Below are 15498 nucleotides of genomic sequence, written 5' to 3'. Positions count from 1 at the left end.
TCACCTGTTAACATTATTTATAGTATGATGCACACTATATTTTTAGAGGAGGTACACCCTATATGAGTAATCCAGAAAACTGCCTGATCGGCATTGACTTGGGAACAACCAACGTAAAGGGTATTATTTTAGCAGATGACGGGACAGTAATCGCCTCGGCGTCAAGGGAAAACAAACTGCTGTTCCCCGGACCGGACATGGTGGAACAGGATGCAGCACTCTGGTGGAGCAATACCGTAGAAATCCTGCAGGAAATCACACGGAAAGCCGGACCGGAAGTCGTGAGGAAGATCCGTGGCATCTCTGTAAGCTCCCAGACCGTCACTATGCTTCCCGTAGATAAGGAAGGCAGTCCCTTAAGGAATGCCATGATATGGATGGACAGCCGTTCTGCTGCAGAACTGCGCTATATCATAGATTCCATTGGCTTTAACAGGCTCGTTTCTATCATTGGTGCACAGCCGGATGTTGCTTTTCTTCCTAATAAGATCCTGTGGTTCAAAAAGAATGAACCGGAACTTTTTTCTAAGACATACCGGGTGCTTCAGGCAAGTTCCTATATTAATTATAAACTCACAGGCCAAATGACGATGGATATCGATCAGGCCGTGCGGTGCCAATGTCTGGATCTCCAGAATTTAAAGTGGTCCGAAGAAATCCAGAAAGTAATCGGATGTGATCTGGATGCACTGCTCCCTGCACCAAGCCTGACAACTGAAATTATCGGGACTGTTACACCACAGGCAGCTGCGTTAACCGGGCTGGTCAGCGGCATTCCGGTGGCTGCCGGCGCCAGTGATGCGATGGCTTCTATGTACGCAACCGGTTTGAGCAGACTCGGTGAAGCAGGGGAATCCTCTGGCACGACATCCCTTGTGTTTGTAGGAAGTGACCGGCGCAGCGCGACAGATATCCCTGTCGTAACCAAGCCATGCTCCATAGACGGAATGCCTTACGTCTTTGATGCACCGATTAATACAAGCGGAGCCGCGCTGAAATGGTATCTAGATACCTTCGGACAGCCAGAAAAGGACTACGCAGCCGCACACGGGATGAACGTATATGACCATATCAACCAGCTTGCATTAAATGCCGCACCCGGCAGCGGTGGTGTTCTTTTCTTCCCCTATCTGCTCGGAGAGCGGGCGCCGCTCTGGAATTCCCATGCGCGAGGAATGTTTATCGGCATGTCTCTCGACACAACAAAGGATGAAATGCTCCGCAGTGTTTTTGAGGGAACCGCTTTTGCCCTGCGCCATGTTATGGATACGATCAAATCCGCCGGCGGAAAAGCAGACTGCCTGCGCATTACCGGGGGCGGAGCCAAAAGCCGTACATGGTCCAGAATCAAAGCCTCTATGCTGCATATGCCTGTGCACATTCTGGATGAGAAGTCCGGAGATGTTCCTTTCGGCGATGCCTTGATTGTGGGACATTCTATCGGAGTCTTTTCAGACCTTACTGCAAGCATTGACAAGCTGATCCGGGTGAAAGAAGTCATTCAGCCTGATGAAGAATGGGCTACGGTTTACGACCGGCTCTATCCTTATTATCTGGATATGTACAAACATCTGGATGAGGATTTTATAAAACTGCGGAAAACCATGCAGGAACTGGAACATGATGGAGAGAAAAGATGAATTATGAAAAAACGAAACAATTAACAAAGAAAAGGTGGGCTGTCTTAGTTGCCAGCTGTATGATTAATCTTTGTATCGGCTCCCTATATGTATGGAGTGTCTTTGCCGCGCCAATGGCAGATTATTTAAGCTCCGTTACTTTATCGGCAATTACAGCTTCCGACCTCGCAATTGTATTCACGATTGCGAATTCGGTAGGGCCGGTCACACTCATTTCAGGCGGTATGATTAATGACAAATTCGGGCCAAAATGGGTTGTCTTTTTAGGAGGACTGCTGTTTGGAATCGGCATGATCGGGTCCGGGTTTGCAAAAAGCATCCCATCTCTTATGGTAAGCTATGGATTAGGATGTGGTCTGGGGATGGGACTTGTATACGGATGCACCATCAATAATTCTGTAAAACTGTTTCCTGACCGGCGCGGTCTGGTCGGCGGAATTGCAACGGCTTCATATGGGATCAGTTCTGTTGTGATTCCTCCGATAGCAAATGTATGTATTCACCGCATGGGAATCATCCCTACTTTCAAGTTGTTAGGTATTGTATTTATTTTAGTTATATGCATCGGGGCATTTTTTATTGAAAAGTGTCCGGAAGGTTTTGTACCTGCTGGATATGAAGAAAAAATGGCTCAAAAGAAGAACGGCGGAAAGGATAAAAAAGAACATACCAGAATACAAGAAGAAAAAAACTGGCGTCAAATGTTACAGGACCCGGTGTTTTACATCATGATCACAATGCTGACCTGCGGGGCTGTATTTGGCTTAATGACCATCTCACAGGCCTCCCCTATCGCCCAGCAGATGATCGGGATGTCAGTTATGTCAGCCACAACTGCCGTTTCCGTCCTGGCACTGTTTAACACTCTGGGAAGAGTTGCCGCCGGGTATCTGTCGGATATCATCGGAAGGATTAATGTTCTCACGATTATGCTCGTTTCATCCATACCGGGACTGCTTTTGATCTGTACGTCCGGGATTGGCGATGTGGTAAAATTCTATATCGGGGTATCTATAATCGGACTTTGTTTCGGTTCCTTCATGGGCGTATTCCCCGGATTCACCGCGGATCAGTTCGGCCAGAAAAATAACAGCGTAAATTATGGGATTATGTTTATCGGATTTGCATTGGCAGGTTATTTAGGGCCTACGATTATGAATCAGGTGTATAGCGCGTCTGGAAATTACAGCTTAGCATTTGTCATCGCCATTGGGTTAGCAGTTTTGGGAATATTACTGTCCCTCTTATACCGGAGAAAGACCCGTTAGCCCCTGTGTACCTGAGAAAGTTCAAGTATAGGAGTGAAACTCATGAAAGTATTAATTATTTATTTCTCTCAAAGCGGGAATACACGCAAAATTGCACACAGCATCGGTGACGGCGCCAGAGAAGCAGCATCACGGGTTGATGTAAAAAGCATTAAAAAAGTTTCTTATGAAATGCTGGAAAATTATGATTTAATTGGTCTCGGAAGCCCTGTCTGGAAAGCTGACCCGCCGAATATCCGCAGATTTTATAATAATGCCCCTGACCAAAAGGGCAAACATATTTTTTCATTTTGTACACATGGCACAATGCCGGGGTTTTATTTCCCGGTTGTGCTCCCAAACCTAAAGAAAGCCGGTTTTACAGTTATCGGAAACAGGCGGTGGTATGGAAACGTCGTAATGCCGGGCATGCCTGAGCCTTATTACACTGCCGGGCATCCTGATGCACAGGATCTGGCAGAAGCCAAAGCATTTGGCCGTGAAATGGTGGAAAGGAGTCAGCGTATTCACAATGGTGAGACAGATCTCATCCCACCAATGCCGGAAAATGACGTTAACAAAAACCAGGCCGTTGCAATTGTAAATATGCTATTAGAATATGGGAACCCTCAGGGAAAAATTGTGCGTGATCCGGAAAAATGTATTTATCCCAAATGTACACGTTGTATGGATAATTGTACGATGGATTACATTGATTTATCATGTGAACCCCAAAAGTTTGGAAGCGAGGGCTGCTGCTGCAACGACAACCATGAATGCGCATGGTGTTTCATGATTTGTCCGACTGGTGCTATTCGCCTGGAACCTAGTATTGAAGAACATATCAAGCCTCTGATTGGCGTTCGGAAAACATTATTCGAAAGCATTTTGGATGAAGCCGAACGTAACGGCGAATTCAGAAGACTAATTCCCATTGAAGAGGTTGGATTTAACACACCTTATTGTCTGGCACATCCGGACAAACCACATTTTAAAGTACCGGCAAAACCAGAGGAATAAAGGAAGAGACTGCTCGGAAAAAATCGCTATATGCGGCTTTTCCGGGCAATCTCTTCATATTCCTTCTCTTCTATTTTTCTGTGTTCCTGACCTCACTGTCAACTACACTCTTCCCTCTCCACTTCCCTCTTCTGTAGAAGTAAACACTCATGACTGCCCCCATAATTAAGGATAGCGTCAGTGAAATAAAGATATATTCCTTTCTTCCCTGTGGGTATTGTGCACTTTTCGTCAAAAATATGAGTAAATATGACAGCGGCACGCGGATAAACAATGTCATTGTTATGGCTATCCACATTGGTGTGACCGTGTCTCCTGCCCCCCTCATAACACCGGTTAATCCCTGTACGATTCCCATTGCAACATAGCCCGGGGCAAGTATCATCATCATTTTCATACTCGTAGCAATCAGTTCCTCTGTGTTTGTAAATATCCCCATAAGGTTCCTCCCGAAAATCAGGATGGAAACCGTGATCACAGAAGTTGTTATGATTGTCATCAGCGTCCCCTGTCTGGCCCCCTGCTCAACCCTTGCCTGATCCCCGGCGCCCACATTCTGCCCCGCATATGTCGTCAGTCCGTTTCCGAAGGATTGGTTCGGCAGCATCGCGAAGCCGTCCACACGCATTACCATCACATTCGCTGCAATAAATAATTCACCGAAACTGTTTGTCAATGACTGTACCAGCAGCATTGAAGTCGCCAGAATAGCCTGTGACACTCCTGAAGGAAATCCCAGCCTGATAATATCAATGGCAAATTCCTTCTTTAATTTCAGATTCTGAGGTTTAATATCAAACAGTGTATCCATCCGTTTTAATTTGAGAAAGCATAATAGTCCGGAAATCCCCTGTGCAATAATGGTTGCATAGGCTACCCCGTCAACTCCCAGTTTCAGCACAGAAACAAAAAACAGGTCTAAAATAATATTAATCATGCTTGAAATTAGCAGATAAATTAATGCGGAAACAGAATCACCTAATCCACGCAGAACCCCGCTGAGTATATTAAAAAAGGCCAGCCCTGCCGATCCCAGAAATAAAATTCTCAGATAGGATGTGCACCAGTCAATGATGCTGTCAGGCGTATTTAAAAGTTGCAGCATCGGCCTGGCCAGAAGCGTGGCTACCACCATGATTAACAAAGATGCAATAAATGTAAGCGTAATACAGTTGCCGATTGTATGTGAAAGCCCGTCGCGTATTCTGGCTCCCAGATACTGGGATACCACTATACTTGCGCCTACACTGATTCCTACAAATAATACAATCAGAAGATTCACGACCGGTCCCGCCGAACCGACGGCCGCCAGTGCGGAATCCCCAATATATTTCCCTACCACGACGCTATCCACTGTATTGTACAATTGCTGCGCAATATTTCCCAGCAGCATAGGAATCGTAAATATCCCGATCTTCTTCCAGGGCGTCCCTTTTGTCATATCGACCGGCCCGAATAATTTTCCCATGATGGATTCCCCCTTTTTAACCCTCATTATATCCCGGAAAACAAATAAAAACTTTCCTATGCTTATCCTCCTCATATACGATTTTTCGTTATATCCTGTCGTCAAAAAAACAGAGAACGAAAATCAGGATATGATTTTTGTTCTCTGTTTAACTTAATCTTTTTTCACCATATCGGTGATATATACCCGAGCTGAATTGCTTTAGTCACAGCTTCCACGACAGAAGAAACTTCTAACTTTCCAAAGATATGCTGCAAGTGATTTGAAAGAGTCCTCTCACTCATATATAATTCCCCGGCAACACACTTCCGCGTTTTTCCGCTGCTGATCAGCCGTAAGATTTTCTTTTCCATACTCGTTAAATCCTCAATAATAATGTCCCCATTCTCTGAGGGAAAACAAGTACCACCACGAAAAACATGAATCAGCGATGAAATCAAATCATCGGGACTGATGTTTTTATTCAGGAAACCACTTAAACCCGCTTTTTTCGCCTCATGCCTGTAAACGGGAAGATCATAACCCGTGAGAACCACGATTTTTACTGCAGAATTCTCTTTTAACAAACCTGCCGCTATTTCTAATCCATCGGCATCACTTAAATTACCGAGGTTAATGTCCATCAAAACAATATCTATGCTTTTATCACTGATCATCTTTTGCAGACTCTGAATGTCCTGCGTTGAATAGAAATGGTCGATTTCATCATATTCATCCAGGGCAATCGAAAGACTTCCTGCAAAAAGTGTATGGTCATCAACTAATAAAATATTGATAAGAAACATCTCCTTTCATTGGTATTGAGATATGTACCCTGATGCCATGTGGCGTGTTATCCGATATCGTCATCAATCCGTCCATGTTATTTACCTGCTCTTTCACGGAAGCGATCCCCTTGTGCTTTGCTTTATCTGCTGTAATCAGCGCGTTTGCCCCGGCATTCCCGTCATCGCTGACAGATAACTCTATAGTCCCGTTTTCCAGTGTAAGCATTACCCATACCTGGCTCCCGTCAGAATGCCTGAAGGCATTTGTCAGAAGTTCTTTGAGCATCCGGTATATAAAAACGTTGTATGGCTCAACTAAGAATAGGTTTTCAGGGCAGTCAAAAGAGATCTGCATGTTCCGCCCGGGGAACGACTGCGAAACAGCCTCTATTAGATTTTGATAATTTTCCTTTGCAGTCAGGTTTTTCAGGATAACGGGATGGTAATCCTGCATCTGGCTGCGGATATGATTATTCAGGCCATCCAGTGTTTCAATTATCATATCCTGCACATCCGGACGATGCACTTTTGTCATCATATTTTTCACAGAAAGAAGGTCCTGCAGTACATCATCGTGCAAAAAATTGGCGAATTCCGCTTTCAACAGCTCTTCCTGCTTAAGCTGCCGCAGAGCTTCCCCATATTGGCTTTCCTTGATTAACCTGCTTTCCCCCTTCCTTAAGTTATAGCCTAAAACGATATTACAGATATAAGTAAAAGAAAACAGGATATTTACGGCAATGCACCATTCTCCATAACTGCCGCCTGTAAGCATAACTGCCAGCCCCGGAATAAGAAGAAATAAGATTATCATTAGCGTCAACTGCTTTTTACTGAAAATCGTAGAAAGTGGACTGCCGCTGTTCTCTTTCAGAACAATTCCATGAATGCTCATTAAGAACAGAAGCCCAGGCAGGTATATCCCGAAATTAGAGATATGGCCATGTACATCCAGAGTGGCAAAATAATACAACAGGAAAAGGAACATAATCACTGCTGCTGAAAATGAGAGGCTCTTCCATTCATTTTTCAATACAAAGGCAGCTCTTTTCCAGTGATAGATAACGATAAATAAAAAGCACAGGCAGCTTAATAAAAACTGTATTCCATAGAAACATGCATATACCCTGTCCGAAATGCAGATGCCGGCAAGTGAGCCGGTACAGGCTGCCAGGAGCACCACATGCACCGCTTTCTGGAATTTATATCCGCTTCCCTGAAATAAAAACATCAGCACAAAACGGATTGACACATACCATATCAACGGGCTTAGTGCGATAAAAATGAAGCCTTCTGCCGCACTTTCCGAAAAAGACAGAAGTATATACCAGCTGTCTAAAGCCAGAAGCCCGCAGAAAAGCGTAATGACTTTATTATCTCTGATGTTGCACGCGCTGATATACGTACTATCTATGAGCATGAGTGACGAAATAAGAATCGCCACACTACCTTCAATTATTGTCTGTCCCCTGCTGACCTGGTGGGCCATGTAAAGGATAACCAAAATGTAATTCAACCAGAACAACAGCCTCCCTATTGTATTTTTCATTATCACCCTCCTTTTAGATATCTACTATTATAGCATCTTTTTGCATACCATTGTACAGCAAGTGTGTACGGTAAGGAGGTAATAGATCACATAAATGAGTGCTGTCACAGCTATGGCGATAACAGCCGGAACATACTGGATGAATGCATTTCCAAGCAGGTTCTGCATCAGCCCGGCCTTATACACGATGACTGCAAAAATACAATCCACAAGGCCGAGTATGAACGGTATGCCAAAAAATGTCATCACTTGTTTCCTGATGATTTTCTGAATGCTCCGGATGGAATATCCCATTTTCATCAAGATTTCATAATCAGATTTTGTGTCGGAAACGGCAGATATATTGTTAAAATACAAAATACTTCCGGCAGCTATGAAAAACAAAACGACGAGAAAACCAATCAGCAGGAACGTCGAACTGTTCAGCGAAAACAATTTATTTACCCTGTGCGAGTATCCCTGCAGATATGGGCTGTTCCCAAGCATATCGCTGATATCGGCATACAGTGCTTCGTTATCTTCAACAGCTTTCCCATTGATGCTTAAGATCCTTGTGGCCGGTGAGTCTGTCAGCTTCAGGCGCCCGTAAATCTCATCGCTGACGATCAAGGTTCCGATACTGTTTGCAAAAGAAACCGGATTGTTTAATGTAACCTCCCTTACAGTCAGCGGTACTTCACCGCCATCTATATTCAGGGGGTAGATACTGCCCGCCTCGGAATTTCCGTCTCCATCAGGCTGGTATTTGACTAAAATACATTCCATGCTATTTATCCCGTCAGGAATATCTGTCCTGCCCTGCGCCTGTAAAAGTGAAATAAAGTCTGAATAAGAGATGCATTCAAAACCGGCTTCCCTCAGTATTTCTTTGTTTTTGGCATCCCCCATTGCAGTACCGATACTATACTCCACGGGAAGCTCTGGTGCAGACGATGTGACTTTATAAATATCTGTCTGAGAAAAAGTAACCTCATTATCATCAACTGCATAATTATGGACGATCTGTCTGGCCGCATCTATCTGCGTTTGATCTTCCACCCTGAACTCGATTTCCGACGGGGCAACACGGGACACAGCGGCAATCGGATAATAGATTGTCAAAGCCATAATGCTAGATACAGATAGGGCTGCCGCAGAAAGCAGTGTAAGCATAACCAGAGTTCTTGCATTGGAACGGATACGGTAGATAAAGTTTGGTGTCGTTATGATTTTCGTTTCAGTGTAAAACGACCATTTATTATTCTTACTTTTCTTCATCACATAAGGAAGGAATGATGAGATAAAGAATATTGTGCCGATCACAATGAGCATTGCCGTCAGCATGCCGACAGAATAAAATCCGGCGGAAATCCAGAGGGATTGTGAACCTCTCAGAATATCCAGCGCCAGAATGTAACCCGATAAGGTCATTACAAGCCCGAGCACAGCAGGAATACAATGAAATTTCATGCCCTTCTCTGCCTTCTTTTCAAAACGTATCATCTCCATAAGAGAGCTTTTAAAAAGAAATCTTCCGTTTGAGAGACACAGGGCAAACATAACCAGCAGGAAAAATCCTGCAGTTTTTATGATGGCATGGATATTAAAAAGTGGTATCTGTGAAGTATCTGCTGAAAGTTTCAGAAGACGCGTAATGCCCCATACAATCCCTTTATGGGCGATTGCTCCTGAACCGAGTCCAACAGCAAAAGCAAAGCAGCCGATTATTATATTCTCAGCAGTAAGCAGGGACAATATCGTCGTTTTCCGATACCCCAGCAGTAAATAAATACCAAGTTCCTTTGTACGGCGTTTCAGAAAAAAACGGTTCGAATAGGACATATAAAATACCACAAATGCCATTAAAAAAAGCGAGATGGTACTGCACATCGACTCTACCCGGCCATCCGAAGATATTTTATCAAGCATTACATCGTTCACGGAAAACGATGCAAAAGCAAAGAAAACAGTAACTACAAGGGCCGCTGATAGCAGGTAGAGGGCATAAAATGAAGCATTTTTCCTTAAATTTTTGACTGCCACAGATAAAGTATTCATTGTCCTGCCCCCTTATCTTTCCGTATCCAGTTTTGCGTTTTCTGCAGTTATCTTCTCATAAAATTCATGCCTGCTGCCGTTATGTTTATGCAGTTCCCTGATAATACTGCCATCTTTGAAAATCAAAATACGGTTTGCAAAGCTTGCCGCGTAAGCGTCATGGGTAACCATCAATATGGTCGTATGAAGCTCCTCATTAGCTTCTTTCAAAGCAGCCAGCAGATCTGCAGCCGAACTTGAATCCAGAGCGCCTGTCGGCTCATCCGCAAACAAGATGCGCGGATGTTTTACAACAACTCTTGCCGCTGACGCCCTCTGCCTCTGTCCTCCGGACAGCTCATTGGGATATTTGCCCAGTTGTGACGCGATTCCAAATCTTTCTGCCAGACTTCGCACCATATGTTCGATTTTTTCTGGCGGCAGCTTTTGAAGAGTGAGTGGAACAGATATATTTTCACGGATCGTAAGACTGTCAAGCAGGAAATATTCCTGAAAAATGAAACCCAGATGGTCTCTGCGGAAATCGGCGGCACTTGTCGTATTGAGCTTCTTCAAATCTACACCGTCTATCCGGATCTCTCCGCTTGTAGGCGTATCAATCGTCGAAAGCACATTGAGCAGGGTAGTCTTTCCGGAACCGGATGCACCCATAATACCGATAAATTCGCCCCTGCCTATACAAAAAGATACCTTGTTTAAGCTGGGGCGCTGTGCCCTGGCATAAATTTTTGTTACCTCTTTCGCTTCTAACAATATACTCATAGTAACCTCTCCTTTTTCATTTGGTACCTGTATTGTACTCCTGTGGAGAAAGAAGCGAATGAGTAAATCCGGCAATGTTAACAGCCTAGCTGGAAAAACCTAACCTATCATTAGCTGTTTATCTATTTTTATTGCAAAGTACACAGTGATTATTGTAGTAAAAAAGTCTGCCGCCGGCTGAACACTGATCACCCCTGCCAGTCCCAGAATTCGGGGCAGGAAAACAATTAACGGAAAGAAAAAGATTCCCTGCCTGCCCAGACTTAGCAAACTTCCAACCAGACTTTTACCAATTGCAAGGTACAATGATGCATATACCATTTGAAAGCCAAACGTCATAAACATAACTGCGTTCATTTTAAGTGCCTTACCTGCCAGCCGGATCATCTGCGTATCTGTTCCGAAAAGGGAAACGATTGGTGTTGAAAAAATAATAAGTACAATTCCCGCGATGATACAAAATCCGGTAGACCATACCATACAAAGGTGAATGGATTTTTTTAATCTTCCAAACTGCCCTGCCCCATAATTATATCCGGCAAACGGCTGAAATCCTTTCAGAAATCCAAATACTACATAGGTAACTACAGTCATAATCCGGGTAACCGCTCCCATTGCCGCAACTGCATAGTCTCCATACAGTTTCGCCGACATGTTAATGGCCCCCATTGAAGCACTGGCTAAAAGTTGAAATAGTAGTACAGGTATGCCAATTTTCAGAATTTCCACGTAGATCGTTTTAGAAAATTTAATCCTATTAAATGAAATTCTTAAAACTCCTCGTTTTTTTACGATGTATCCAATATAGAACAGCATATTGATACATAAGGAAATAACAGTAGCGATAGCCGCTCCCTCTATGCCTAATTTCATTCCGTAAATCATAACCGGGTCCAGAATGACATTCGTAATGCTTCCCGTAAGCATTGCTATCATTGTAAACTTTGTTGCTCCCTGTGCCGTAAGCAGATTGTTCATTGTAACTGTGAATACATTTATGATAGAACCTGTTACATAAATCCGCGCATATGCCGCTGCATAGGGTAAGATTGTATCTGTTGCTCCCAGTGAAGTAAGTACGGAATCCAGAAAGATAAGAATTCCTGCAATCACTATGGCACCTGCCAGTATACTTGAAAAAAGTGTTGTAGATGCTACTTGGTCCGCCTGTTCCTGATCCCCTTTTCCAAGCAGGCGTGATATGTAGGAAGATGCACCCGCTCCAAACATCATTCCCAAACCAATAACAATCTGGACGATTGGAAACACTACAGACACGGCGCCCATCTGGCTTATTCCCAGACCGCCTACAAAATAAGCATCAATGGCATTATACAATGCAGAAATAAGCATGCCGATCATTGTAGGTATTCCCAATTTGATAAGTGCAGTTGAAACATCCGCTTTTTGTAATAAATTGATTCTTGTTGAGTCTTCTTTCATTATAATATCCTCCTGATATTTTATTTATATTAACGGCAAAAGGTAAAACACTTATGCCAGATAATATCTAAACCACGTGAACACACACTATTGCTTCATATCGTGTTCCCGCCTCAATATTGAACATTAATTCAATATTGTTCAATAAAAAAAGGAACCAGCCTTACAGACCAATTCCCGATAAATACATTTTCGATAATTTTTGCAGTATCATAATCGCCCATTCCTTTCCTTCATAATGATACATAATTTGCATTAAGCCATCTGCAAAGTTACTTGCAACAATATGGATAAAAACTGCATCTGCAATTTCATCTCTGCGATGCCTGTTTAAATGACTTTCTATATCCAGTACAAACCGTTCTTTCTCCGGTGCGTATTTTGTCCCCTCACTTTTATCCATTAGGATGATAAATTCCTTCCTATGTTCAAACAACTGAATCAAACAATCTGTCTCGGCCCGGCTCAGACCATATATCTCACCCTCATTATGTGTATCATCCTTTGTATTCAATACCCGTTCCCAGTCATACCGGACCGGACTTAGAACAGCATTAAAAAGTGCCTCTTTATTTTTATAATAGGAATAAATGAGACCCGCCGGTATTTTAGCTTTCTGTGCAATATTCCGCATAGCGGCTGATTTATACCCCTTCTCATAGAATTCTTCCAGAGCAGCTTTTAGTATTCTTTTATTTATATCTTCCTTTAATACCTGCGCCATCTCGCCCTCCATAATTGAACTTTTGTTCAATTATATTCTCAATATCTCTATCTGTCAAGCTTTTGACACAGTCAGTCTTGCCTATTTTCTTCTTTCTTGTTATCCAGTTCAGTTCCATACTTTCCAAATCTCAGGGCAGTACCCTACCGTTGCCTGCTTACCATTCCGGACGATTGGCGTCTTCAGCACCTTCTGGTTTTCCAAAACCTTGTCATCTTTATCTTCGTCTGCGATATATTTGATCAGTGCCAGAGCGTCCCTGTCTTTGCATTTTTCATCCAACATGGCATCCAGTCCGCCTACTGACTGCTTTACGCTATTGTATTCGCCCTTACTCATTCCTTTTTCTTTCATATCAATAAACTGATACTTTATATTCCGTTCTTTGAAATAGCGCATGGCCTTCTTCGTGTCAAAACATTTATTTGTGCCAAAAATCTGTATTTTCATGTTAATCCTCCTGCTCTCCCCATTTGGCAATCTGTTGAAACTTAATCGTCAGCTTTCCTTCATAGATATTTACCGGAATGTCCGCGTCAATCGGATAAATCACAGGGGAAGCTTCACGCTGGAAAAAGTACACCAGTACCCTCTTCTTATAGGGGTCTACAATCCAATATTCCCGGACACCTGCCTGTTCATATTTAAATAACTTGACGACATGGTCCCTTCTCTTGGTTCCCGGTGAAATAACCTCCAGAACAAAATCCGGCGCTCCCATGATATTACGCCTTTCAATCTGATCAGGCTTACACACAATAATCACATCCGGCTGAATCATGGTCTTTTCATCATTATCAAGCTGGACATCAATCGGAGAGATAAACGGCGTACATGCACCTCCCTGATCTATGATATAGTTTGCAATCTGGCGGTATACCTCGCCTGCTATCAACTGATGGAAGGTCGTAGGTGCCGCCATATCATAAAAATATCCGTCTATCAGCTCCACTCTCTGCTCCTCCGGCAGTGCGCGGTAATCCTCTATGGTATACATACCGGGCTTTTTTTCCTCCCCGTAAGCCGCGCAGCTCTCCATCACTGCCATCGGTTCCTTAAATATCCCCTCAAGTGCAGTAAGTATATCATACCTTAAACCTTTAGTTTCCCCATTAAAAATCTTCTGTACCGTTCCAAGCGGAACACCTGATAAATCTGCAATTTGGGCATAAGTATATCCCCGCTCCTGCATCAACTGTTTCATTTCCTGAATAGTCATAATGCTCACCTCCTGATCTTTTCTTTATAAATCTAATATCTCCCGAATCTCCATCCCAAGTTTTTCTCCCTATACTGATAAGTATATTTTATTATACTAAATAAACTGGTTGTTTTCAACTGTTAAGTATACTAAAATATACTTATTAGTATAGATCAATTACGGTTCATACTGCCAAACGTATCCGGAGCAGATAAACTGTAATATAGATGGGAGTGAAAGCAATGGAACAGCAGGATTTGAGTAAAGTGGGAATGGAATTGAAACGGCTCAGGATAGAGCATTCTTATACGCAGGAACAAATAGCCAATGACCTTGGCTGTACGGTATCATTTATCAGCAATATTGAAAATAACCGCGCTAAATTAAATCTTCGCGTTCTTTTATATTACGCAAAACTATGCAATGTAACTCTGGATTCTATCTTAAATGCCGGGGAATACACCGGGGATGCTGATACAGACGAGAAAAAACGCTCCGAAGCCCGGGATGCCGAGCTTTTGAATATTGTGCATCAGTTTTCTGTGGAGGAGCAGGATAAGATGATAAAGATTTTGAAATTTATAAAAGATATGTAAAATACTATTGAAAAGGAGGATGTCGGTTAATACCGATTTTTAAGCCCCTTCCCACAAAATAAGAATATCCTATGAAGTCTTGTGCCTTTGGGCATCTAAGCTTTCATAAGATATTCTTGTTTTTACTATGGCTTCTAATTTATATTCCAGCCCATCGCATACATCATAAATTTTTTATACACTTTTCCAGCGCCCTATTCCTTCATGGAATCTGGATGATGTCCTGATCCCGCAAAGTATTCCATTGAGTTGATTACATCCATATCGTCCGCACTCAATTCGAAATCAAATATTTGAATATTTTCCTTAATTCTGTCAGGTGTTATTGATTTGGGCAAAGGAATTACCTTGTTTTGTACAGCCCATCTCAGACAAATTTGTGCAGCCGTTTTATTGTATTTTTTACCAATCGACTTTAAAACTGCATTATCAAGCATCCAGCCTGTTCCAAGCGGACTATATGCCTCCACAACGATGTTGTATTTTCTGCAGAAATGAACAGTCTCTTGTTCCATTTGTCCCGGATGGAACTCAATCTGGTTTACCATCGGCACAATTTCCATGTCCATTAATGCCCTTAAATGATGCGGCATAAAATTAGATACGCCTATTGACTTTACCATTCCGGCTTTATACAGGTCTGTCATTGCTTTCCATGTATCCACATTAATCTGTTCCCAATTCTCATAATTATTAAAAGAAGCTGGCCAGTGTATGAGATACAAATCAAAATACTCCAACTGCATTTTCTTTAATGATTCTTTACATGCCATGAGGGTTGTTTCATATCCGCGGTCCGTATTCCACACTTTTCCTGTAATAAATAATTCTTCACGGGGAACTATGGATTTCTTTATAGCATTACCGACACTTTCTTCGTTCTTATAAATCTTCGCAGTATCAATATGACGGTAGCCTGCTGCAATTGCTGTTTCAATTGCTGTGTACGCGGCCTCATTATCTGGAGTCTGCCATGTCCCAAACCCAATGCAGGGTATCTCTACTCCATTTTTCAGAGTAAATGTATCTGTTGCCTTATTCATT

General features: G+C 42.7%; 14 protein-coding genes. 4 read left to right on the top strand and 10 right to left on the bottom strand.

Annotated features, from left to right (window positions below):
• Positions 1 to 62 precede the first annotated feature (62 nt).
• The 3 genes from A8806_RS12130 to A8806_RS12120 are packed head-to-tail and all read left to right on the top strand — an operon-like array spanning position 63 to position 3907.
• On the top strand, positions 63 to 1640 hold the full coding sequence (locus tag A8806_RS12130; protein ID WP_109731468.1) for a xylulokinase: 1578 nt from the start codon (positions 63 to 65) through the stop codon (positions 1638 to 1640).
• A complete protein-coding gene (locus A8806_RS12125; RefSeq protein WP_109731467.1) occupies positions 1637 to 2908 on the top strand; it encodes an L-lactate MFS transporter in 1272 nt (423 codons plus the stop codon). The genes A8806_RS12130 and A8806_RS12125 overlap by 4 nt, the downstream gene beginning before the upstream one ends.
• A gap of 42 nt (positions 2909 to 2950) precedes the next feature.
• The gene (locus tag A8806_RS12120; protein WP_109731466.1) at positions 2951 to 3907 is read left to right on the top strand and encodes an EFR1 family ferrodoxin; all 957 of its coding nucleotides are present in this window, start codon (positions 2951 to 2953) and stop codon (positions 3905 to 3907) included.
• Positions 3908 to 3977: 70 nt separating this feature from the next.
• Here A8806_RS12120 and A8806_RS12115 read toward each other — a convergent pair whose 3' ends face one another.
• The 9 genes from A8806_RS12115 to A8806_RS12075 all read right to left on the bottom strand — a co-directional run bounded on the left by A8806_RS12115 (position 3978) and on the right by A8806_RS12075 (position 13876).
• The gene (locus A8806_RS12115) at positions 3978 to 5375 is read right to left on the bottom strand and encodes an MATE family efflux transporter (RefSeq protein WP_242996064.1); all 1398 of its coding nucleotides are present in this window, start codon (positions 5373 to 5375) and stop codon (positions 3978 to 3980) included.
• A 164-nt stretch (positions 5376 to 5539) separates the two neighbouring features.
• The gene (locus A8806_RS12110) at positions 5540 to 6160 is read right to left on the bottom strand and encodes a response regulator transcription factor (protein ID WP_109731465.1); all 621 of its coding nucleotides are present in this window, start codon (positions 6158 to 6160) and stop codon (positions 5540 to 5542) included.
• Entirely contained in the window at positions 6132 to 7691 is a 1560-nt protein-coding gene (locus A8806_RS12105; RefSeq protein ID WP_109731464.1) for a sensor histidine kinase, read from the bottom strand. Before A8806_RS12105 ends, A8806_RS12110 begins: the two co-directional genes overlap by 29 nt.
• Before the next feature lie 27 nt (positions 7692 to 7718).
• The gene (locus tag A8806_RS12100; RefSeq protein WP_109731463.1) at positions 7719 to 9728 is read right to left on the bottom strand and encodes an ABC transporter permease; all 2010 of its coding nucleotides are present in this window, start codon (positions 9726 to 9728) and stop codon (positions 7719 to 7721) included.
• Positions 9729 to 9740: 12 nt separating this feature from the next.
• A complete protein-coding gene (locus tag A8806_RS12095) occupies positions 9741 to 10490 on the bottom strand; it encodes an ABC transporter ATP-binding protein (protein WP_109731462.1) in 750 nt (249 codons plus the stop codon).
• A gap of 99 nt (positions 10491 to 10589) precedes the next feature.
• On the bottom strand, positions 10590 to 11933 hold the full coding sequence (locus tag A8806_RS12090; protein WP_109731461.1) for an MATE family efflux transporter: 1344 nt from the start codon (positions 11931 to 11933) through the stop codon (positions 10590 to 10592).
• A 163-nt stretch (positions 11934 to 12096) separates the two neighbouring features.
• On the bottom strand, positions 12097 to 12657 hold the full coding sequence (locus tag A8806_RS12085; RefSeq protein ID WP_109731460.1) for a helix-turn-helix domain-containing protein: 561 nt from the start codon (positions 12655 to 12657) through the stop codon (positions 12097 to 12099).
• Between the two features lie 108 nt (positions 12658 to 12765).
• On the bottom strand, positions 12766 to 13107 hold the full coding sequence (locus A8806_RS12080) for an arsenate reductase family protein (RefSeq protein ID WP_109731459.1): 342 nt from the start codon (positions 13105 to 13107) through the stop codon (positions 12766 to 12768).
• Position 13108: 1 nt separating this feature from the next.
• Positions 13109 to 13876 carry a Uma2 family endonuclease gene (locus A8806_RS12075; protein WP_109731458.1) on the bottom strand — a complete coding sequence of 256 codons (768 nt, stop codon included), beginning with the start codon at positions 13874 to 13876 and terminating at the stop codon, positions 13109 to 13111.
• A gap of 224 nt (positions 13877 to 14100) precedes the next feature.
• Between A8806_RS12075 and A8806_RS12070 the strand changes: the two genes are divergently transcribed.
• Entirely contained in the window at positions 14101 to 14454 is a 354-nt protein-coding gene (locus A8806_RS12070) for a helix-turn-helix domain-containing protein (RefSeq protein ID WP_181368688.1), read from the top strand.
• 194 nt (positions 14455 to 14648) lie between these two features.
• On the opposite strand, the gene A8806_RS12065 is transcribed toward A8806_RS12070, so the two are convergent.
• Positions 14649 to 15497, bottom strand: a complete 849-nt coding sequence (locus A8806_RS12065) for an aldo/keto reductase (protein WP_109731660.1) — start codon at positions 15495 to 15497, stop codon at positions 14649 to 14651.
• Position 15498 lies beyond the last annotated feature (1 nt).

The organism is Faecalicatena orotica (genome assembly GCF_003149245.1).
Lineage (GTDB): Bacteria > Bacillota > Clostridia > Lachnospirales > Lachnospiraceae > Faecalicatena_A > Faecalicatena_A orotica.
The sequence above is the reverse complement of the archived record's forward strand: the minus strand, read 5'-3'. Positions and strand labels throughout refer to the sequence as shown.